Genomic DNA, 22,669 nt, shown 5'->3' with positions numbered 1-22,669 from the left:
GATAAAGTACGGATGGTACACTAGATTTATAAATAAGGTAACCGCTTTCATTTAAGAGATTTAGAACTAGCAAGCAACATATAAAAAAAGAGTAGGGGTTGAACAAAATGAAAAAAATGACTTTCCTTCTGCTGATTGCAAGCTTGATCTTGCTATCCGCGTGCTCCAGCAATTCCGAGAAAGCAGCTACTACCACAGATTCAGGCAAAAAAGAAATCACCGTCTGGGCTTGGGACCCGAACTTTAATATCGCAGCCCTGAAGCTGGCAAAAGATCGCTACGTTGCCAAACATCCTGATGTAACCGTAAACATTGTTGAATATGCTCAAAACGATATCGTACAAAAAATGAATGCCGGCCTTAACTCCGGATCTACCAAAGGATTGCCGAACGTGGTTCTGATCGAGGATTATCGGGCACAGAACTTCCTTCAAGCCTATCCCGATTCTTTCCATGATATGAGCAGCACGATCAAAGCATCCGACTTCGCTGATTATAAAATCGGACCGACTAGCTACAATGGCAAGCAGTACGGTGTTCCCTTCGACTCCGGTGTTATGGGACTGTATGTAAGAACGGATTATCTGGAACAAGCCGGCTACAAAGTAGCAGACCTGACCAATATTGATTGGGACAAATTTATTGAAATTGGTAAAGCCGTAAAACAAAAAACAGGCAAAGAAATGCTGACTCAAGATCCCAATGACCTCGGTCTGATCCGTGGTATGATCCAAACCGCAGGTTCATGGTACCTGAAAGAAGACGGTAAAACACCAAACTTGGCTGGTAATCCAGCTCTGAAAGAAGCGCTCTTGACGTACAAATCCTTGTTCGACGCTAACATTGTTAAAATGAATGCCGACTGGAGTCAGTTCTTGGCCGCATTCAACAGCGGTGCGGTTGCTTCCGTACCTACAGGTAACTGGATTACACCTTCAATCAAAGCAGAAGCTTCGCAATCGGGTAAATGGGCCGTTGTTCCTTTCCCTAAGCTGAAAAATATACCTGAATCCGTGAATGCTTCCAGCCTCGGTGGCAGCTCCTGGTATGTCCTTAACTCGGACGGTCAAGATACCGCTGCTGATTTCCTGAAAGAAACATTCGGAACAGATACAGAGCTGTATCAAGATATGCTGAGCAAAATTGGAATTGTCGGTTCATTGAACGCAGCTTCCAGCGGTAAAGCTTATGACGTGGAAGATCCGTACTTCGGAGGCGACAAAGTATACAAGAAATTTGCAGAATGGACTAAACAAGTTCCAAAAGTCAATTATGGCCTGCACACGTATGCCATTGAGGATATCATGACCGTTGAAATTCAAAACTATCTGAACGGAAAAGATGTAGACGCAGTTCTGAAAGATGCTCAAGGACAGGCGGAAGCACAGCTTAAATAAGACAGTCCATCTAGCCAAGGCTAAACAATAAAACGATAAGCACTTAAAACCTTGGGCTTGCGAGTTCAAGGTTTTATTGCTGCACAGGGAGTTGACATGGTATGAAGACAGCCGCGCCCAAAATAACTACAACACGTCTCAAAGCAGGTATGACAGGATGGTTGTTCATATCCATCGCAGTGATCATGATCGCCGCTTTTTATTTCTATCCAATGATTCAGGCGCTTATCTTGTCCTTTAAGACAGGTACAGGGTCTAATCTGAGCTTTAACGGCATTGATAACTACAAGCGATTGTTTACCGACAAAATGTTTATAACCGCCGTGAAAAACACGTTTATCTATTTAATTTTTCAGGTACCCTTGATGGTCATTCTGGCTCTGTTCATTTCGGTATTGTTGAATGATAAAAACCTGAAATTCAAGGGCTTTTTCCGCACAGCTATCTTCTTGCCGTGTATCACATCCCTTGTAGCCTATTCGGTTGTCTTCAAGTACCTGTTCTCGTCCGACGGTTTGGTGAACTCCTTATTGCTGAATCTGCACGTGATTGGCACGCCCATCCAATGGATTACAGATCCTTTCTGGGCCAAGGTTACGATTATTATCGCGATCACATGGCGCTGGACTGGTTATAATATGATCTTTTACCTGTCCGGTCTTCAGAACATTGACAGTTCCATCTACGAAGCGGCCCGTATTGACGGAGCTTCCCCGATCCGACAGTTTTTCAGCATTACGGTTCCACTGCTTAAGCCGATTATCCTGTTCACTTCGATTACATCGACGATTGGTACACTCCAGCTCTTCGATGAAATTATGAATATTACCAAGGGTGGACCGGGGAACGCGACATCTTCAATTTCGCAATATATTTACAATCTATCCTTCAAGTATTCATCCGACTTTGGTTATGCGGCGACCGTATCTTATTCCATCGTCATTATGATCATTATCTTGTCGATTATCCAGTTCAAAGTGGCAGGTGAGAAAAAATGATGAAAACAAAAAGAGCATTTACGTACGCCTTTCTGATCCTTGTGTCGTTCGTTTCGATTTTCCCGTTCCTGTGGATGCTATCCAGCGCCACGAACCTGTCGGTCGATGTGACCAAGGGCAAGCTGCTGCCTGGCTCCCATTTGATGGATAACATGCACAATTTGCTTGAAAAAGTAGACATCGTTACCGCACTAAGTAACTCTGCAAAAGTCTCCATCTCAACTACACTGCTGGCTATGCTAATCGCATCACTGGCCGGTTATGGCTTTGAAATTTACAGAAGCAAAGCAAAAGACGTTGTCTTCAATATCCTGCTGATGTCTATGATGATTCCGTTTGCGGCGATCATGATCCCGCTCTACCGGATGTTCGGCAGCATTTCTAATGTCATACCGTGGATCGGTATTGATACACTTTCTTCTGTCGTCATTCCGACCGTAACTACGGCGTTCCTGATCTTCTTTTTCCGTCAAAGCACCAAGATGTTTCCAAAGGATCTACTGGAAGCAGGTCGTATGGATGGATTATCCGAGCTGGGTCTGTTCTTCCGGGTGTATATGCCTACGATGAAAACAACCTATGCCGCTGCCGCGATTATTACGTTCATGTCCAGCTGGAACAACTACCTCTGGCCTCTGATTGTGCTGCAAACGCCGGAGAATCAAACGATTCCGCTGTTGATCTCGAACCTCGGCTCCAGCTATGCACCGGATTACGGTGTCATCATGATCGCCATTGTCCTGTCCACACTACCGACTGCACTGGTATTCTTCCTGATGCAGAAACACTTTGTAGCGGGCATGGTGGGTTCGGTAAAATAACAGATTTCTGTGTACGTTCTTCATTTCATTTTATAAATAAGGAGTGTTCGCATTGACCATCCATACCCCTAGTCTGGACTGGCTGACCGACGTAACCAAATTTGCTGTACATCGGCTGCCCGCCTATTCCGATCACAAATATTACGCTACGCTTCAGGAAGCGGAGCAGCAAGCTGATATGGCTTGGCGCCATAGCCTGAATGGGAGCTGGAAATTTAACTATGCAACGAATCCAGCCAGTCGTCCGGTAGAGTTCTATACCCCTGGCTTTGAGTACGGCGGCTGGAGCGATATTCAGGTGCCGGGTCACATTCAGACGCAAGGCTTTGGCCAAATGCAGTACGTGAATACGATGTATCCATGGGACGGACATTCGGACGTTCGCCCACCCCATATTCCAGAGGATCACAACCCAGTCGGAAGCTATATCAAAAGCTTTGTTTTGCCGGAAAATATGGCTTCCGACGCGCAGCCTGTATTCATTTCTTTCCAAGGCGTCGAGTCGGCTTTCTATGTATGGCTGAACGGACAATTTGTCGGTTACAGTGAGGATAGCTTTACACCGTCTGATTTCGAACTGACACCGTTCCTGCAAGCAGGCGAAAACAAGCTGGCGGTAGAGGTATATCAAAGAAGTACGGGAGCGTGGCTGGAGGATCAAGACTTTTGGCGTTTTTCCGGTATCTTCAGAGACGTATATCTCTACACCATCCCTACGGTTCACGTACGTGACCTGCATGCCAAGGCAGATTTGGATGCTTCCTACACACAGGGCCTTCTGGAGCTGAAATTGTCCTTAGAAAAGCCGACAACGGCCTATGCAACTGTCGATGTGAAGGATGCTGCTGGTCATATTGTAGCTTCTTTAAAAGCTGACTTTACGGATGGCACAGCTTCGCTGTCAGCAACCTTGGAACAAGTGCAGCGCTGGAGCGCGGAGAAACCCTATTTGTACACGTTGTACATTCAAATTTATGATGCCAGTGGATCGCTCGTGGAAGTCATTCCACAAAAAATCGGCTTCCGTAAATTTGAGCTGATCAACAAGATCATGCATTTGAACGGCAAACGTATCGTCTTTAAAGGTGTGAACCGCCATGAATTTAACGCTCGCACCGGACGTGCGATTTCCCGTGAAGATATGCTGTGGGATATCCGAACACTCAAGCAGAACAATATGAACGCTGTTCGTACCTCTCATTATCCAAATCAGACTCTTTGGTATGAGCTATGCGATGAGTACGGGGTCTATGTAATTGATGAAATGAACTTGGAAACACACGGTTCCTGGCAAAAACTCGGTGCCGTCGAGCCATCGTGGAATATTCCCGCCAATCTGCCTGAGTGGCAGGATATCGTCATGGATCGCGCCATTTCCATGCTGGAACGGGACAAAAACCATGCGTCCATTCTGATCTGGTCCTGCGGCAATGAGTCGTATGCAGGTGAAGTGCTGCGCAATGTAGCCAACTATTTCCGTGCCACCGACCCGAGCCGTTTGGTGCACTACGAAGGCGTGTTTCACAACCGTACGTACGATGATACCAGCGATATGGAGAGCCGGATGTACGCCAAACCCGCAGATATCGAGCAATATCTGAACGACAATCCGCAAAAACCGTATATCAGTTGCGAATACATGCATGCGATGGGTAATTCCGTAGGCGGCATGCACAAGTATACAGAGCTGGAGAACAAATACGAGCTGTATCAGGGCGGTTTTATTTGGGATTATATTGATCAGGCTGTTATGAAAAAAGATCGCTACGGACGCGAGTACCTCGCGATCGGCGGCGACTTTGACGACCGTGCCACAGACTATGGCTTCTGTACGGACGGAATTGTCTATGCGGACCGGAAGGTTTCACCGAAGATGCAGGAGGTCAAATTCCTGTATCAAAATCTGAAGCTCACCCCGGATCGCAGCGGTGTAACCCTTCGCAATGAAAACCTGTTCGAGGGAACGGGCGACTATGAGCTAGTATACAGTCTACTGCATGAAGGCCAAGAAATCGTACGTAATGCCATTCATGTAGATGTGGCGGCTCAGACCGAAGCGTATATTCCACTGACGTTCCCCATTACGGACGGAAAGCCCGGTGAGTACGTCATTCACACCGCTCTAGTTCTGAAAGAATCCACGCTCTGGGCTGAGGCTGGACACGAAGTGGCCTTCGGACAGCATATTTTCATTGTGGAAGATTCAAATCCGCTGAAAGCTCCTACAGGTGGAGCCCTACGAGTGGTGCATGGCGATGTTAACATTGGCGTTCACGGTGCAGATTTCAGTCTGATGTTCTCCAAAGGAGCAGGCAGCCTGACTTCACTTCGCTACGCCGGGCGTGAGATGATCGCCATACCTCCTGCCCCATTGTTCTGGCGGGCGACCACAGACAATGATCGGGGAACTGCTCTGGGCTTCGAAGCCGGTGGCTGGTTCGCTGCAAGTCTGACACGTAAATGCGTGGACATTGAGGTCACGGAAGAGCAGACAGACCGTGTAACCGTTACATTCCGCTACACGCTGAGCATCCATGCAGACGTACAAGTAACGGTAGCCTACACCGTCTTGGCGGATGGCAGTCTGAACGTAAAATCGACTTATGAAGGCGTCTCAGGACTGCCTAACCTGCCGATCTTTGCCCTTTCGTTCAAGGTTCCAGCGGACTACCGCCATCTGGACTGGTATGCGATGGGACCGGAAGAGAATTACATCGACCGCGCCTTTGGCGCAAGACTAGGTGTATTCCACAACAAAGCTACGGATAACGTATCCGGGTATGTTGTACCGCAGGAATCCGGCAATCGTACAGGCGTGCGCCGTGTCGATATTACTGATGATTCCCAGCGGGGCATTCGCATTACTGCACCTGCTACCGCACCTGTGGAATGCAATATTTCGCCATATACAGCGTTTGAGCTGGAAAGTGCCTACCATCTGTATGAGCTACCCAACGTGTATTACACCGTTGTCACCATAGCCGGTAAACAAATGGGCGTAGGCGGCGACGATAGCTGGGGAGCTCCGGTACATGAAGAATACCAAATTACAGCCGATCAAAAGCTGGAATTCGAATTTACCGTGCAACGAGTATAAATATACTCCCTGCATAGACAAGTAGATATAACAAAAGCCCTTCCACAGCTTCCCTCATGAGAAGCTAAAGCTGGAAGGGCTTTTGTATTTACGTATCTGCAGAATAGGCAGCGATGGCCATATCTATTTCAATATAACTTCAATATCACGTCCAGGATCGCTGTACTTGTAGATGCCAGGATTTAGTTCTAATTTTCCGTCTAATTCAATGTCTTTATAACGGTCTACATTAACTCCTGTGGATACCATACCCTTCGCAATGATCTCAGGCACTACTTCTTTGCCGTTAATTCGCATCGTTGTTTGGTTGACACCTTTGAAGCCAGGGGAACCGGATTTCGATTCGACAATCAAATCTTTTCCCTCTTTATAGTATGTGAAATCAATTTGATAACCGTCCACATTAAGCCCAGCGAACTGTTTTTCATCTTTAGGTTTATGAAGAGTGATCCAATTCTTAGACGTATCACGTTTCTCGATGACAGCATCTTTCAATATAAGTTTCATTGGAACATCAGACCAGTCCTTATACCACTCTGGGGATTCAAATTGATATAAGTGTTGATAATTTTCAGGACCAGCTCCTTTAATATTCCACCCTCCGTTAATTTTTTTATCACCTATAACCAGCTGAGCTGTTTTATAATGAACAATTCCTTTTTTAAGTGAATCACGCTCTGTTACTAGAATTTCAATATCCAAGGGGGTAACAATCAGTTGCTCTAAGGTAGTGCCTGTATTTTCTTGGAATTCAGCGCTACTATGCAGCTTCTTGGAATAAATCGCTTCACTTGCTTTTTTTCCATCCGCTTCAAATTCGAACTTCCAAGTACCTTCAATTCTTTTTGCTTCCTCAATGTAACAAAAATGAAGGTTTGCCTTTTTCCAATCTTGTGCAGTCATGTTGAATACCTGCTCAATATGCAAGTCTGGGCTGTCGCTAGGTAGAATAGTTGGGATTGCGTCTATCTCTTTGTCGCCCGCTTTCATTACCAAATGCGGGTTCCCACGTCCTAAATCGGATGGAGCTGCAGCAACTCTAAAGCGGACAACAGTCTTGTTGTTGGTTTGTCGAACGGATTCTATATAAATGTTAGGATACTGCTTGGTCCCGGTAACGAGGGTATCCCCGGCTTGATGATCCGTCTTTAAAGGAATATCCTGATTACGATAAAAAATTAGATTCTGAGCCTCAAGTGTGTAATCTTTTTTACGATCCTTTAAAGTATCAATAGTTTCATAAATGCCAAGGAGTTTCTGGCTTTTAGGGTCGTAATTTAAATATCCGTGTGCTTGTTCCTTGGTATCAGAATTGCTAGTTACCATAGTTTTCTCTATAGCAAACCCAATATAACTGGTTGGATCGGTTCCTGGATCCAGAGAGATAAGCATTTTCATTTTTTCGCCATCCGTTACAACACCATTCAAATTCATCGTAATGCCTGCACTGGATGCTTTTAGATCATACCGCTGGCCAATATCGTTATTTAGCGCATTGGTTACACTCCGTCCGCCTATTTTATCCCAATTGATAGTCACACTAGCGAATACAGGGATGGCGACGAGCAGAAAACATGAGAATACGATACTCGCTGGAACAATTTTTGCTCTATGCATAGGTGCTTCCTGTGACTGTTGCAGAGTTGCTTTTCGTTTGGTTGCTTCCTGTTCTATATTTACCCACATTGCATCATATTCAGGTTGAGGAATGTTCTGTTCTTTTTCAAAATACCGACTCACTGCTACTCATCTCCTTTACTTGGGATATCACCATTTTTTTTAGCAGTTTAAGCCCCCGATTTAATCTAGATTTAGCTGTTCCTTCGGGTATATTTATAACTCTAGAGATCTCCGGCACAGTCAATTCGTTTACATAACGAAGGACCACGACCATTCGAATTTTATCTGGAAGCTTGTTATATAGCTTGTGTAACTCTGTCTTAGTTTCTTGATGATATAAGCTCTCTTCCACCGGATTAAATGAATGAGGGCGTGACAATAAAAAAGTTCGTATTTCCTTCATCAGCCCAGTTTTCCGCCTTCTAAGCACATTACTGCACTCATTAGAAGCAATTCGCAAAATCCATGATTTGAGATCTTGTACTTTGGACCTGTCGGCCAAAAGTGCTTTGACAAACACTTCCTGGCAAACATCTTCTGCATCTGCTTGATTTTGCATTAGATAATAACAAAAATAATATATCTGCTCCTTATATAGTTCAAACAGCTCTCGATCAGTCATATACGTGCACCTCCCTTGTTGTGGTCTCATCTATTAAGACTAATAACGGAGTACAATCGTTCATTTACATCGAAAAAAGGCGGCCCTATATAGGACCACCTATTATTGATCGTTCGATTCCCGATACTCAGGCAAAACAAACCTACTGTGCCACATGCTCAATTCATTGCTTTTATCAATCAAAAAAACCGCCCTGCTGTAACCGCCATCATTTGCCCTAAATCAGCATGAGTCTGCCGCACCGGGCTAGCTCGTAGCAAGATTGACATATGTCTTCGAGAAATCAAGGTTCTTCAAGTCTCTTTGATCGATCAAAAATTCCAAATACCCTGCGTCCCACCAGCACATGCCAACCTCATCCAAAGAAGAGACCGAGAGCAGAACATGCCAATTTTCCGAAGCCTGATCGTGCTTTTCCAGATTCGTCTGATATTCTTGTAGCTGAGGCAGCACTTCGGATCGTAAATGCTCCGCATAATCGGTATTTCCCCTATGCATAGCTTGCTCGATTTCCTTATGAATCTGGCTCTCACTCTTATGCCAGTTAAACAGAAGGCCCTCCAGCCCGTTTCGGCGTAGATAAGCATCCCGCCGGGTATTCCCGGCAAAAGATTGATGCTGCCCCCACACCGTGTCGCTATGTTCATATAGAAGCTCATAAAGCTCTTCGTACTGATCTACAAGAATATCTCCTAGCTCACCCTCCGATGGTAGCGTCAGGATCGGATGAAAAGAAATTGCATACGCGGTGAAACCCCGTTGCTCCGCTGACACCTCTACGCGCCCAGCGGGCGGTAATGTTTTCTGCAAAACGCTGCTGTCACCGTTATAGTAAAAGATTTTATGGTCAATATCATAGGCGGGCTCATCCAGCCCAAGAAAAAAGTAAAGTATGCCCTGATGAGGCAATCCCTCAAATGGTGAAAAAGGCAGCTCGCTCAAATTAATTTGAGCAATAAATGTATAATATTCCCCGTCTGAATTACAAGGCCACTCTATCGTGGGTGGCAGATCTGGATAGCCGGCGATCCGACTATTTCCAATGTGTTCGTAGTTTTCCTCATGCTCCACATGAAATTGTATAGCAGCTTGAGCTTCCTGATGAATCTCTTCTTTTAAATCTTCATCCAGTGAATACCCTTCCAGTATTCGAGTCAGTTCATCCTTTAATGGTGGTTGTAGCATCTCGCTCGCCCCTTTTTCATGAAGTAATAACATAGCCTGCAACCAATTAAACCCTTACCTCAGATTACCATATTAAGTGACTCCGTCAATTGACCAAATACTGCACCAGTTGCTCCCTATGACGGTGACACCCAACTTTCAACGGAAATGGACTAGACATTGTTCATAAATGTTTTGTGATAGGCATTCCGGTATTGGGAAGGAGTCATATGGGCTCTCTTTTTGAACAAACGCATAAAATACTTCTCATCTGTATATCCTGCCTCTTCGGCAACCTGCTTAATGCTCATATCTGTACGGGAAATCAATTCTTTGGCTTTGTTAATACGAATACTATGAATGAACTCCAGGGGACGCATGCCTGTATTTTGCTTGAACAAACGAGATATATAATCCTTGTTGTAATTGAATTTTCGAGCTAAATCCGTCACGGTCAGGGGCTCTTCAGCATGAATTCGGGTCCACTCAATAATTTTGTTAAAACTCACATTCCCCTGTGAACTGGCAGGATTGGAAAGCAAGCGGCTGAGCGCCAGTTCAGATATCTCGATCAGCAGCGAGGTGAACAAATAATTTGCGCTGTGATACGTAAGATAATGTGAGTTGGCTACATGCAAAATCTGATTGACAATAATATGAATCCGATCCCCGTTATCTGCCTGTACACATTGCGGTAAATAGATATTCCGCATCACACCGTGACGCTGCAAACGTCCATCCAAAGCACTTGTTTCCTGCTTCATTTCCTCATTAGATAATACATTCGGGGTCGTGGAAACATCGAAATGGAACCAATAAAATTTCACGCCCGGCAACGATTCCCGGTATCCTTTATGCGTACGACCGGGGTACAGCAATAGAATATCTCCCTCGCCTACTTCAAAATCTTCCCGTTCCTCCCGTATATATACCGTCTCTTGGACACCCAGGATCAGCTCAAAATTCTCAATGGAACGACTCATATGCTTCCAAGGTACCTCGTTAACAAACTCGCCTGCCGAGATCAGTTGGATCGGAGCATCTACATTTACTTTCAGATAGGTCATGTTATCGCCTCTTTAGATTCATGTTCGGATTTGTCCACCCATTGTATGGTTAAGCTACTGACATACCGCGATTGCAATGCTAATGTAGTGGAGAAATATACACTTTCATCTTAGCTAAGGAGCGATGATTTTGAAAGCTAAAGCTTTTGACTTGCATAAAGTAAGAATTGATTCCGGTCCACTTTTACATGCGATGGAACTGAATACAGCCTATCTGCTGAGTTTGGAACCCGACCGTTTATTATCACGCTTTCGTGAATATGCGGGACTGGAGCCCAAAGCGGCTCACTATGAAGGCTGGGAAGCGCGTGGCATCAGCGGACATACACTCGGTCACTACCTGTCCGGATGTGCGCTGATGTTTGCCTCCACAGGCGACGAAAGACTGTTGGAACGCGTGAACTATGTAGTCGACGAACTGGAAATATGCCAAAACAGTCATGGAAACGGATACATTTCCGGCATTCCACGTGGGAAAGAGATTTTTGAAGAAGTAAAAGCCGGAGATATCCGCTCCCAGGGCTTTGATCTGAACGGCGGCTGGGTTCCGCTATATACCATGCACAAACTTTTTGCTGGCTTGCGTGATGCACATCTGCTGGCACATCATCCCAAGGCCCTGTCTATAGAAATTAAACTCGGCAACTGGCTGGAAGATGTACTTCAAGGGCTGGACGATGATCAGGTGCAGCAGGTGCTGCATTGCGAGTTTGGCGGTATGAATGAGGTACTGACGGATCTGGCGGAACATTCAGGAGAAGAACGCTTTTTGAGCCTGGCAGAACGCTTTTATCACGGAGAGGTGCTAAATGATCTCGCAGATAGCCAAGATACGTTGGCAGGGCGACATGCCAATACGCAAATTCCCAAAATCATTGGCGCTGCACGGCAATTTGAAATGACAGGCAAACCTCACTATGCGGACCTGTCTCGCTTTTTCTGGGATCGGGTTGTTCACAAGCATTCCTACGTGATCGGCGGCAATAGCTATAATGAACATTTTGGTGAACCTGGCAAGCTGAATGACCGTTTGGGCGAAGGCACCTGTGAAACTTGTAACACCTACAATATGCTGAAATTAACAAGACATATGTTCGAGTGGGACGCCTATGCAGCCTATGCCGACTACTATGAGCGAGCGATGTTCAATCATATCCTGGCTTCACAGCAGCCTGTAGATGGACGTGTGTGCTATTTTGTATCGCTGGAAATGGGGGGACACAAGTCCTTTAATTCTCAATATGAGGATTTCACATGCTGTGTCGGTTCCGGTATGGAAAGCCACTCCATGTACGGCACTGCGATTTATTTTCACACGCCAGAAACGATCTATGTCAATCAATATGTCCCTTCTACCGTGACATGGGACGAGATGGGCGTACAGCTCAAACAAGACACTCTCTTTCCGCAAAATGGACGGGGAACGCTGCGCGTCATCAGCAAGGAACCCAAATCCTTCGCGATCAAGCTAAGATGCCCGCATTGGGCGGAGCAAGGGATGATGATTAAAATCAACGGGGAAGAGTACGTCACAGAGGCCTGTCCTACCAGCTACGTTGTAATGGAACGGGAATGGAGCAATGGGGATACGATCGAGTACGATATTCCTATGACCGTGAGAGTCGAGGAAATGCCGGATAATCCGCGCCGAATTGCTTTTGTGTACGGCCCGCTTGTGCTGGCTGGGGACCTTGGCCCTGTTGAACAGGAGTTCAACGAGGAACGTCTGCTTGCGTCTGTTCTGATCGGAGCGGCCGACTCATTGACAACGAAGCTAATTGCTGACGGGAACGAGCCTAATACATTCCATATGACCGACTTAGGCTATATCGGAGATTTGAAGCTTCGTCCGTTTTATCAGATGTATGATCGTTCATATACCGTCTATTGGGATCTCTTTTCCCAGGAGGACTGGGTAGCAACAGAGGCAGAATATCGTACCGCGTTAGCGTATCAGCTAGAGCTGGAACGACTTACAGTGGACGTTGTGCAGCCTGCCGAAATGCAGCCAGAACGGGATCATGCCTTTACTGGAGAGCATGTAGGTTTGGGGTCCATCTATAACCGCAAATATCGCGATACCTGGCCTGGGGGCTGGTTCTCTTTTGTCATGAAGGTGCTTCCGGATGAGCCTGTCCAATTGGCGGTCACTTATTTGAAGGACTTGAGCCGTCCCCATGGTGACTTTGACATCACTGCGGATGGTCAAATTTTAGGGGAAGGCAAGCTGGAGTCTGAGGAAATGAATAAATTCGAAACGTTCACCTATGAGCTTCCTCTATCTGTGACGAACCACAAGAATGAAGTGACGATTCAATTCAAAGCCCATCCACAAGGCAAGGTGGCGAAAGTGGCTGGATTACGAGTGATCAAAAGTTACCTATAGCATCATTTCGCCTACTCCGTTTTAATTGTTCATTTTTTAAAGTAAGCTTATATAACAACAAGCAGACGCTCCTATAAGCTGTCTGCTTGTTCTGCTTGTTCTGCTTACTGCCTTATACCTTCGAATCATCGTTATTGCTTCATGTTCACTTCACAGCATGTTCATTTCACGGAAACTGTCTCTAATCTTGCGTAGCTCTTGCTGTGCCCTGCTGTATCGGGAAGCGTAGGTCCAGGCAAGCACCTGATGATAATGCGAAGGTGTTTCAATCGTAGTCACGTTATACATAATTGGAGTACCTTCCACTTCCCCTTTCAGGGTAAATTCGATGGCAGGGTATCCATTTACCTCGATGTCGGAAGGGTTCCCCAATTCAGGGGCCATAATTCCTGATACCAAATGATCCTCAATGATTCCTTTATATTCTTGAAGAGTCATACTGCTGTCAAAATCGCTTTTCGGTTCAGACAATACAATCAGATATCTTTCGGTAAATTCATTTTTAATGGAGATGTCCGCATCCTCATTAATCATGTTATCTCGTGACCAATTCCACGGAGCCGTAACCGCAAACTGATCATCCTTACTAACAAAAACCTCGGGCTTCACCATTTGTGTGATGAGCGAAGAAATAAGGGATACAGCGAAGATGACCGAAATGATCGTCATCAGGATGATTACCCCGGACAAAATTCCGGTTTTTTTTCTGCTCACTGTCCCCAAATCCCGTACCTTAACCACATATGTATTCGCAGCCATATCTCCAATCCGTTGTTTCCGAGGTGTCACCAGCACACATATACCAGCGGGCAGCCCGAAGAAAAGCAGCGGATTCGTATCCACCAAATGTATAAGGGTACGGATCAAGGATTTAACCATGCCCGGCGGTTTCCCTTCTCCATTTACGACCTGAATGCGAAGTACAAACTTGCCCAGCGTATAGCCTGTAAGTCCTTCCAGTAACAGATAATAGCAGAAGGAGCCAATCAGGAAGAGCATCACTACCAAGCCCATATTTGGGGTTGCCGCTTCAGATACTTTTTTCGCTGTAAAATAAACCAGCCCTCCATACCCAAAGACGATAAGAATGAAGTCAATCATCCAGGCCGCCCATCTTCTGAAGAAGATAGAGGCTCCGTATGTTTCTGATAATACCGCCATCTTATCCGGTTCTCGTCGATGGTAGTTGCCATTCGTCGCATATGGTCCCGGAGCTACTGTAGATGGATTGTTCGTTACATCTTGTTCTTCCAAATGATACACCCCTGATGTCAATTTAATCCCAGTTAAGTATAACATCCTTTTTCATCCAGCGGAGCAAGCCTGACAGTGCACTGGAGTAAACCGAATCCCGCCGATAAACAAACCACACCTCTAATTTGCGATATTTTTCAGGTAAACGATGAGAAGCAATACTTCCCGCCTCCTCTGCCTTTGCAATCGACGATTGTGGCAACATAGACACCCCCAGACCAGAGGCTACACCACCCAAAATGACTTCCAAGGTTCCGAACTCCATAACCTGATAGGCATCCACACCCGCTTCGCTCAGAAAGCTTTCCGCTCTTGTACGATGCGTGCACCCTACGTCGAAAAACAGCATAGGCTTGGCAAGCAGCTCGTTCATGTCCTTTTTCCCTGGTTCCGAGATGAGCACCAATTCCTCTTCAAAAGCTGCAACATACTCTATATGCGGATCATCGACGGGGCCATAGACGAACGCTCCATCTAATTCGTAATTCAATACCTTTTGTACGAGATCATGGGTGATGCCTGTCATAAGCGATAGATGGACATCAGGATATTGAGCGTGATACTCCGTCAATAAAGAAGTCAGATGCGTAACCGCCGCCGTCTCAATCGACCCCAGTCGCAAAGGTCCCGCAGGATGGTCTGAATATTGAGTGGACTTTACAGCCTCGTCCAGCAAGGTCAGTATGGTATCCGCATATTCCAGCAGATTCTCTCCTGCCGACGTTAGCGTCATTCCCCGATTAGATCGGCGAAATAGCGGTACGTTCAGTTGTGCCTCAAGCTGCTGAATCCGCGAGGTCACATTGGACTGTACATAATTCAAGGCTTGCGCAGCCTTCGTGATACTGCCCTCGCGAGCGACAGCCTGAAAAATTTTCAAATCACTGCTTTCCATGTATACGTCACCTGCTTGGTATGATCATTTATGATACTCACGTTCGATTTTGTTCATTTTACCGGACGCTTGCCGCTCTGTACAATTCAATGTACATGCAAATACATCTAAACTCGAACCACGGGAGGTTTTAAAATGAAAGCCGTAATCCATGCCAGCAAAAGCGGCCCTGAGGGCCTGATGTATACAGACATTACGGACAGACAGCCGGGACACAACGAAGTGAAGGTAAAACTCAAAGCCGCAGGCTTGAACCATCGGGACCTATTCCTCATGGCAGATCGAACAGCCAACGATGCTCCACTCATTCTGGGGTCGGATGGAGCAGGCGTGATCGAGGCTGTGGGTGATGGTGTCCCAACCTCGCTAGTAGGCACCGATGTAATTATCAATCCATGTATCGGATGGGAGAATACGCATCATGTTCCCTTGGTTCCAGCCATTCTGGGCGGACCTTCAGACGGGACATTCGCTGAATCGGTTATCATCCCCGTCCAAAATGCGGTCAGCAAGCCAGCATACCTTTCATGGAAAGAAGCAGGGGTGCTGCCTTTGTCTGCTTTGACCGCTTACCGCGCGCTCTTCACAAGAGGCCAATTGCAGGAGGGTGAGCACGTCCTCATTCCCGGTATTGGTGGCGGTGTAGCCACGTGTGCCATGCTTATGGCTTTAGCGGCAGGTGCACGGGTCACCGTCACATCACGCAGCGAAGCAAAGAGTCAGGCTGCCCTCGCCCATGGCGCTAATCATGCATTCGACAGCCATAGCGAATGGAAAGAAAGTATGAACGGAGACACTGTGGATCTGGTCCTTGACAGTATCGGTCCTGCTACGTTCGATAAATATTTTGATATCCTCAAGCCGAACGGTCGGATTGTTACATTTGGCGCAAGCTCAGGAGACCGAATAGACCTTCCGCTGCGGTCTATATTTTTCCCTCAAATCAGCATCATCGGCACCTCTATGGGCAGTGGCGAGGAATTCGCAGCTATGCTTCAGTTTATGGAGCGCCATGCACTCCATCCGATTATAGATAGCGTATTTCCTCTACAAGACACAACGCAAGCCTTCCACCGTATGCAGCAGGGAGCGCAGCTAGGCAATATAGGGATCAGGATGGAGTAAGGGGCCTGAACGAAGTATAGAAATAGAAAAAAATCCACTACCGTAAAATGCCTTCATCCAGAAGTCAATTTTATGGTAGTGGACCTATTCAGTCGATCAAACGATGCTGGACCCATTTGTTGCCGCGGAAGCGCCAAAGGAAGACGATCCCCCGCACGCCCCATTCAATATCCATAGCCAGCCAGACACCAACAATCCCCAGGTTAAACACAATGCCCAAAATATACCCGAGCACCACCCGGCACAACCACATGGACAGCATTGAGGTGAGGGACGTAAATTTTGAATCACCTGCTGCCCTTAGTGCAGAGGGTGTAATAAAGGCAATGGACCAGAGCGGAATCTGGGCCAACGTATTAATCAGTATGACAACAAAGATGTCATCTACGATTTCAGCAGGCGGATGAAACAGCCCCACCATCGGCTCAAACAAAGGCATCAGGATTAATCCCATTACAATAAACGAACAAGACGATAGCCAAATAAACGATTTGGTAAACTTCCGGGCATCCTCGACATTTCGACGCCCCATACATTGACCGACCACGGTTACAATCGTAAGAGCCAAAGCATTCGCAGGGATTTGGAACACGTTAGCTAGGGATGAGCAAATGGCATTCGTCGCCAATGCATTGGTCCCCAGGCTCACAATGAAAATTTGGGTTAAAATTTTGCCCCCATTGAAAAACATCTGTTCCGCTGCAAAGGGAAGCCCGATAAACAGAATCTTTTTAAGCATAGCCAGATTAAAATAAAGCATATCTCTAAGCTGAACACGCAAGTCATCATCTACCCTGACCAAATAGATCAGCGCGCACACTGCTCCTGCATATCTGGACACATTGACGGCAATCGTCATGCCCAGCACACCCATATCTAATACATTAATGAATACCACATTGAGGAGCACGTACGAGAGGTTCATGATGAGCGAAAGAGCCAGCGATGCCCTCGTCTTCCCGATCCCCCTCAGCGCTCCACACACCGCCTCAACGATTGCAATTCCCACAAAAGACATACAGCTTCCCAGCAGATATACCTTACCGTTAGCTATAACATCAGGCGAGGCCGAACCAAACAGAACACTTAAAATCGGATTGTACAAAACCATCATAAACAAACTGATACATAAGGCCAGCAAGGAAACGGAGGAAATGGTGCCGGATGCGGCTTTAGAGACCATGAGGTCGTTACCGCTCCCCTTATACTGTGCTACGACAACTGTTCCCCCGGTAGACACTGCAACAAACACATTAATCAGAAAAATATTCAAAGAATCGATCATATTTACAGCACTGACTGCCGCCATTCCCGACGAGCTAATCATTGCCGTGTTCACCAAATTAAGACCCACGATAAAAGCCTGATCAATCAGAAGCGGGATAAACAGCGCAATAATCTGTCGATAATCAATAGACTCTCCTGAAAAATGCTTATTCAGAAAGCCATGTGTCCTCATCCTTACACTCAGTTGACTCATATCATCACATTCTTTTTCTCAAATTGAAAAAAACCCTTCAACAGAAGAGCCTTCATGGCGAAAAAATGTATAAAGTTGCAAGGCTAGATGTGTCTAGTTCCTGATTCTGTACACTTTCTCTACATAGAAGTATTACTCCAAAAGAAAATCCTGTCAATGGTCTTGCTCACATTTGAATAGAAAATAACAGAAAAACCTGCTCAGCTCAGTGAACAGGTTTTGGAGCAGTATTACAATGCCTTAATATGTCATTAAAACCTTGTTAAAAGAATGTCTATGATCTTCTCGCAATCAAATCTTGTTGAATAGAAGCTTCATTCTTTTCGAATTTTTTATAAAAAAACATAGGAATGATTCCGATCAAGAAGATGATAAACGGCAGCCAGATAAAGCTGAACTGAATGCCAGACAACGCCGTAGGAGTTTGAACTTGCCCAGCGATGTAACCGGTGCTGCCCATGATCCATGCTGGCAATAATCCGCCGATTCCACTACCCGCTTTAATACAGAATGCGCTTCCAATGGAGGTCAGGAAGCCACTTGCCCGAATACCATTTTTCCATTCCCCATAATCGACTGTATCTGACAACATCGCAAACGGCATAGAACATGCAAAGCCTGATCCTAACGCACCAATAATCCAGCCGATAATAATGAGAGTTAAGTCTGTACTTCCCATTAAAATCACGACTTGACCCAGCGCAGCTAATATCAATCCGATAATCATAATCGCATTTTTACTTAATTTTCTGGCGAAAAACGGAATCAGAACCATCGAGATCAATTGTAAGGAGGTCAGTCCATTGATTAAAGGTACTAAGTCCTTACTGTCCAGATTGTATTGCAGATAAAAGATGAGCGTTGCTGAACGAATATTCAAACCAATCCAGTAACACAAGTTGGCAGCTACAACGAGCATCCAAGGCCAGTTTCGTTTGATGGCTGTAAAGCTTTTAGCAATCGGAACGGATTTCGTTTTCACTGCTGCATTTTCTCGCAAATCGGCAAACGCTATGAAAAACATAATAATCGCCATGATTCCAAATAAAACGAGTGTTAAGGAAAATCCTTTTTGATCATTTCCCTGTCCAAAGAAAGCGACCAAAGGTAACGTAAACGTCGTGGCGATGAAGAAACCCACATTCCCCCCGACCATGCGGAAGGAGTTCAAGACTACGCGTTCATTGGAATTGGTGCTCAGATTAGGCAGAATAGACGTAATCGGCGTACTAATTCCTGTGTACAGGATGCCGGCTATGATATACGTAATGGCGGCATATGCAATTTTGCCCGACTCACTCCAATTGGGTGTCGTAAACGTAAGGACCATGAACACAGCGAACGGGATCGCTAACCATAGAAAATAGGGTCTGCTCTGGCCGTATTTTGACTTGGTTCGGTCAATCAGGATGCCCCAAATCGGGGCATCAATGGCATCGATAAAACGGGTGATAAATAGTAATGTCCCGGCAATCCCAATAGAAAGACCGAACACATCTGTATAAAAATATAATAGATAACTGGAAATAACACAGTATAGTAGATTGCCTGCTGTATCCGTTAATGAATAGCTGATTTTACGATGAAAAGGAACGGTACTTGCTGCCTTTTCCGGTGGTTCCGTACTCACAATTCTCGTACTCATGATCTTTCCTCTCCCCATGCGAATGAATTATGATTCATAAACCCATACACGCATTTCCCCTTTAGCCCGATTGCACCAGGCGTAGTAAGGAATGGCGGTAATTTGTTGAGGAACAAATTCAGGAGGCTCCGAGCTATATAATGCATTCGAATTTTTTAGCCGGTGTCCCTCTATGGTCAGCTTTACAATGCCACCCAGCAGGTTTTCGCTGAACTCTTCTGTAATGAGGCTGTCCTTCGTCAATCTTAATCCTGCCAAATTCGCCCCATTATCCACTTCTTCCAGACAGAACACGACTGGGCCGCGTTGGAGAGCAATTTGCTGCTGGTTCATGGAGACCAGTGGATTGCTCCGAATGCGCTCAACCGGCATAGCCAAATGCAGAGTTACCACATCTCCGTCCTTCCAAGTACGCTGAATCTCGATATAGCCATTTTCCAGATGGTCTAATGATATAGCTTCCCCATTCACCTTTACCTCTGCCTGCTTGCACCAACCCGGAATCCGCAGTGCCCATTTGAAGGAAGTCGACTCTGTTACGTGGATCGAAAAGGTTAGATCCGCATCCCATGGATAATGATGAGTTTGTGTAATTTCAACCTCATGACCAGATAAAGTCATGCTCACCTTGCTAGCAATATACAGATGCGTATACAACGTATCATCCGTTTGGGTATACATATTGTCCTCAACTGATGCAATCATTCGTGCCAAATTTGGCGGACAGCAGGCGCAGAAAAACCATTTTTGCCGTTCTGTTTTTACATGCTCCTGATCTTTTCTGGATTTTTGAAAAGGGTTAACCTCCAGCGGATTCACGTAGAAAAACCGTTTCCCGTCCAGGTCCATCCCACTAATCGTTCCGTTGTATAGCGCACGCTCCAGCACATCGGCATATTTCCGGTCTGGCGCTAAGCGCAGCATACGATTGGCCCAAAAGGCCAGCCCTACAGAGGCGCAGGTCTCACAGTACATGCTGTCATTGGGAAGATCGTGATGGCAAGTGAACGCTTCCGCGTTTACAGTAGAACCGATCCCTGCGGTGATGTACATTTTGTGATTCGTTACATCATCCCACAGCGTTTCACAGGTTTGTAACAGGGAAGCATCCCCTGTTTTCGCGGCCAAGTCCGCCATCGCTATATACAGATACACCGCTCTCACCGCATGGCCGACTGCCTCTTTTTGTTCCCGCACAGGTTGGTGTGCTTGCTGATATTCGAAGCCTAAGCCAAAATTAATGTTGTTATCATCATTCCAGGTGGGCTCTGTTTGAATATGTTTTCTCTTTTCTTGTTCCTCTGCAAAGTAAATAGGATGCTGTCCCCGCTGTTCAATAAAATATTGCGCTAATTTGAGATATTGATCCTTTGCAGTTACGTCGTATAATTTGATCAGGGCCAACTCAATTTCTTCATGTCCCGGGTAGCCTTTCCGTTTCCCTTCTTCCGTACCAAAAACCTGCTGAATTAGGTCTACGTATTTCTCCATAATGTGAAGAAACTTCGTTTTGCCCGTCGTTTCATAATAAGCAACAGCCGCTTCTATAAAATGCCCTGCACAATACAGCTCATGATTGTCTCTTAAGTTGGTCCAGCGATTATTGGGTTCCTTGAGCAGATAGTACGTATTCAGATACCCATCCTCAGCTTGAGCTCTGCCCAACAATTCAATCACTTCATCAGCCCGCTCTTCAAGCGCAGGATTCGGATGATCCCTTAAGCTGAAGGCAACCGTCTCCAGCCATTTGGCAAGATCACTGTCCTGGAAAACGGTTCCATAGTACTCCCCACTGGATTCCCCGGCTGCAATCCTAAAGTTTTCAATCGCATGACTGGGTTCTGTATCTGGTAATTCATCATTTAATGCTTTCCACTGATAAGGAATAACCTCTTCCGCCACAACCTGCTTATACTTTTTCCAAAATAAATCGTCAACGATGACATGCTTAACTGGCTTTGCCGTTTTCATTGGATAAACATCCCTTCCTGGAAATAGAACGCTTTCATTTTTGAAAAAATAAGGATAAAGTAATGATAATATCGTACAAGCTAACCTGATCTCCCCTTGCTACAGTCCTTATTTTATCAACCTGAATTTATAAAAAAAATCGCGATCTTTAACTAAAACTTATACGATTTCACACACAAAGGAGCTGGCTTCCATGAGCAAAACAGACTTTCTATCATTCCTTGTCCCTCCGCTGCCTTATTTCATTGAGGGGAATTTTACTACATATCAAAAAGGGGATTGGCACCCGAATCGGTATAATCTGGGTTATTTTGACGTAATAATCATTAAAGAAGGATTGCTGCACATTGGCGAAGAGGACGAAGTGTGGAAGGTAACTGAAAATTACGCTCTCATTCTTGAACCGGATAAACATCATTTTCCCATTGAGGCATGTACAGAACAAACCTCCTTTTACTGGTTCCATTTTCAAACCAATAGCATGTGGTGCGCACAATCCTCGCCCAATCCTATTATACCCAGCACCCCCATTCCCGAGCTGCACTTTCATTCAGAACATACGACCATTCATTTGCCCAAAATTCAAAAAGTGGTGAATCCACATGAGCTATTTTCGAAATTAGACTATTTACTAGCCTCTACTTTAAAACCTAGAAAACTGGCACTATGGGAGGCCCAACAGACGTTTGTGAATGTTTTTCAGAGTTTGGAGTATGATCAGAATAATAAAGACAGCTCCTCTAAGTTGGCGGAACAGATCGAAATATACCTAAAACAGAATTACAAAAATACAATCACCAATAAAGATTTGGAGACCCATTTTCACGTACATCAGAACTATCTCGCCAGATGTATGAAGGTCGCCTTCCAGCGCACACCGCTTGAGTATTTAATGGATTACCGCCTGGATCAAGGGCGTAGTCTTTTGCTACAAACCGACTGGTCCGTCCAACAAATCACCGAGGAAACGGGATTCTCCCAAGCAAGCTATTTCTCCAAATGCTTTAAAGAAAAATTCGGAATGTCTCCAAAGAATTACAGACAACAATACTGGAAACCAGTCCATTGAATGCTTACATCGCCTTTACATTCCTTTTACATTTTCATTGTATCCTTTTCATATTCTC

16 protein-coding genes are annotated in these 22,669 nt (G+C 45.5%); 7 read left to right on the top strand and 9 right to left on the bottom strand.

The window, feature by feature from the left end:
* Positions 1-107 precede the first annotated feature (107 nt).
* The 4 genes from T3H97_RS01155 (at position 108) to T3H97_RS01140 (ending at position 6,313) form a co-directional block, all read left to right on the top strand.
* Entirely contained in the window at positions 108-1,397 is a 1,290-nt protein-coding gene (locus T3H97_RS01155) for an ABC transporter substrate-binding protein (protein WP_029516911.1), read from the top strand.
* Positions 1,398-1,498: 101 nt separating this feature from the next.
* Positions 1,499-2,395: a carbohydrate ABC transporter permease gene (locus tag T3H97_RS01150; protein ID WP_013308301.1), complete on the top strand. Its 897-nt coding sequence runs from the start codon at positions 1,499-1,501 to the stop codon at positions 2,393-2,395.
* Positions 2,392-3,216, top strand: coding sequence for a carbohydrate ABC transporter permease (locus tag T3H97_RS01145; protein ID WP_013308300.1), 825 nt, complete (start codon positions 2,392-2,394; stop codon positions 3,214-3,216). The genes T3H97_RS01150 and T3H97_RS01145 overlap by 4 nt, the downstream gene beginning before the upstream one ends.
* Before the next feature lie 52 nt (positions 3,217-3,268).
* On the top strand, positions 3,269-6,313 hold the full coding sequence (locus tag T3H97_RS01140) for a beta-galactosidase, LacZ type (protein WP_328801449.1): 3,045 nt from the start codon (positions 3,269-3,271) through the stop codon (positions 6,311-6,313).
* A gap of 123 nt (positions 6,314-6,436) precedes the next feature.
* Here T3H97_RS01140 and T3H97_RS01135 read toward each other — a convergent pair whose 3' ends face one another.
* The 4 genes from T3H97_RS01135 to T3H97_RS01120 form a co-directional block, all read right to left on the bottom strand.
* The gene (locus T3H97_RS01135; protein ID WP_328801448.1) at positions 6,437-8,053 is read right to left on the bottom strand and encodes a DUF4179 domain-containing protein; all 1,617 of its coding nucleotides are present in this window, start codon (positions 8,051-8,053) and stop codon (positions 6,437-6,439) included.
* Positions 8,037-8,555: an RNA polymerase sigma factor gene (locus T3H97_RS01130; protein WP_190298410.1), complete on the bottom strand. Its 519-nt coding sequence runs from the start codon at positions 8,553-8,555 to the stop codon at positions 8,037-8,039. Before T3H97_RS01130 ends, T3H97_RS01135 begins: the two co-directional genes overlap by 17 nt.
* Before the next feature lie 246 nt (positions 8,556-8,801).
* Positions 8,802-9,740 carry a YwqG family protein gene (locus tag T3H97_RS01125; protein ID WP_328801447.1) on the bottom strand — a complete coding sequence of 313 codons (939 nt, stop codon included), beginning with the start codon at positions 9,738-9,740 and terminating at the stop codon, positions 8,802-8,804.
* A gap of 152 nt (positions 9,741-9,892) precedes the next feature.
* Positions 9,893-10,786 carry an AraC family transcriptional regulator gene (locus T3H97_RS01120; RefSeq protein ID WP_328801446.1) on the bottom strand — a complete coding sequence of 298 codons (894 nt, stop codon included), beginning with the start codon at positions 10,784-10,786 and terminating at the stop codon, positions 9,893-9,895.
* A 130-nt stretch (positions 10,787-10,916) separates the two neighbouring features.
* Between T3H97_RS01120 and T3H97_RS01115 the strand changes: the two genes are divergently transcribed.
* Positions 10,917-13,172 (top strand): beta-L-arabinofuranosidase domain-containing protein, encoded by a 2,256-nt coding sequence (locus tag T3H97_RS01115; protein WP_328801445.1) that lies wholly within the window; start codon positions 10,917-10,919, stop codon positions 13,170-13,172.
* A gap of 150 nt (positions 13,173-13,322) precedes the next feature.
* Here T3H97_RS01115 and T3H97_RS01110 read toward each other — a convergent pair whose 3' ends face one another.
* Positions 13,323-14,471: an RDD family protein gene (locus T3H97_RS01110; protein ID WP_328801444.1), complete on the bottom strand. Its 1,149-nt coding sequence runs from the start codon at positions 14,469-14,471 to the stop codon at positions 13,323-13,325.
* Positions 14,449-15,321, bottom strand: a complete 873-nt coding sequence (locus T3H97_RS01105) for a LysR family transcriptional regulator (RefSeq protein WP_103048488.1) — start codon at positions 15,319-15,321, stop codon at positions 14,449-14,451. The genes T3H97_RS01110 and T3H97_RS01105 overlap by 23 nt, the downstream gene beginning before the upstream one ends.
* A gap of 135 nt (positions 15,322-15,456) precedes the next feature.
* Between T3H97_RS01105 and T3H97_RS01100 the strand changes: the two genes are divergently transcribed.
* Entirely contained in the window at positions 15,457-16,446 is a 990-nt protein-coding gene (locus T3H97_RS01100) for a zinc-binding dehydrogenase (RefSeq protein WP_328801443.1), read from the top strand.
* 88 nt (positions 16,447-16,534) lie between these two features.
* Here T3H97_RS01100 and T3H97_RS01095 read toward each other — a convergent pair whose 3' ends face one another.
* The 3 genes from T3H97_RS01095 to T3H97_RS01085 all read right to left on the bottom strand — a co-directional run bounded on the left by T3H97_RS01095 (position 16,535) and on the right by T3H97_RS01085 (position 21,542).
* Complete coding sequence (locus tag T3H97_RS01095) at positions 16,535-17,926, bottom strand: MATE family efflux transporter (protein WP_220026663.1); 1,392 nt, start codon at positions 17,924-17,926, stop codon at positions 16,535-16,537.
* A gap of 274 nt (positions 17,927-18,200) precedes the next feature.
* Positions 18,201-19,571, bottom strand: coding sequence for a glycoside-pentoside-hexuronide (GPH):cation symporter (locus tag T3H97_RS01090; RefSeq protein ID WP_254329901.1), 1,371 nt, complete (start codon positions 19,569-19,571; stop codon positions 18,201-18,203).
* 27 nt (positions 19,572-19,598) lie between these two features.
* The gene (locus T3H97_RS01085) at positions 19,599-21,542 is read right to left on the bottom strand and encodes a glycoside hydrolase family 127 protein (protein ID WP_103048394.1); all 1,944 of its coding nucleotides are present in this window, start codon (positions 21,540-21,542) and stop codon (positions 19,599-19,601) included.
* Positions 21,543-21,735: 193 nt separating this feature from the next.
* On the opposite strand from T3H97_RS01085, the gene T3H97_RS01080 reads away from it, so the two are divergent.
* Positions 21,736-22,611, top strand: a complete 876-nt coding sequence (locus tag T3H97_RS01080; protein ID WP_023986520.1) for a helix-turn-helix transcriptional regulator — start codon at positions 21,736-21,738, stop codon at positions 22,609-22,611.
* Positions 22,612-22,669: the final 58 nt, after the last annotated feature.

Source organism: Paenibacillus sp. LX16, from assembly GCF_036252815.1.
GTDB classification, from domain to species: Bacteria; Bacillota; Bacilli; order Paenibacillales; family Paenibacillaceae; genus Paenibacillus; species Paenibacillus polymyxa_B.
Note: the sequence above shows the minus strand (reverse complement) of the source record. Positions and strands in the feature narration are given on the sequence as shown.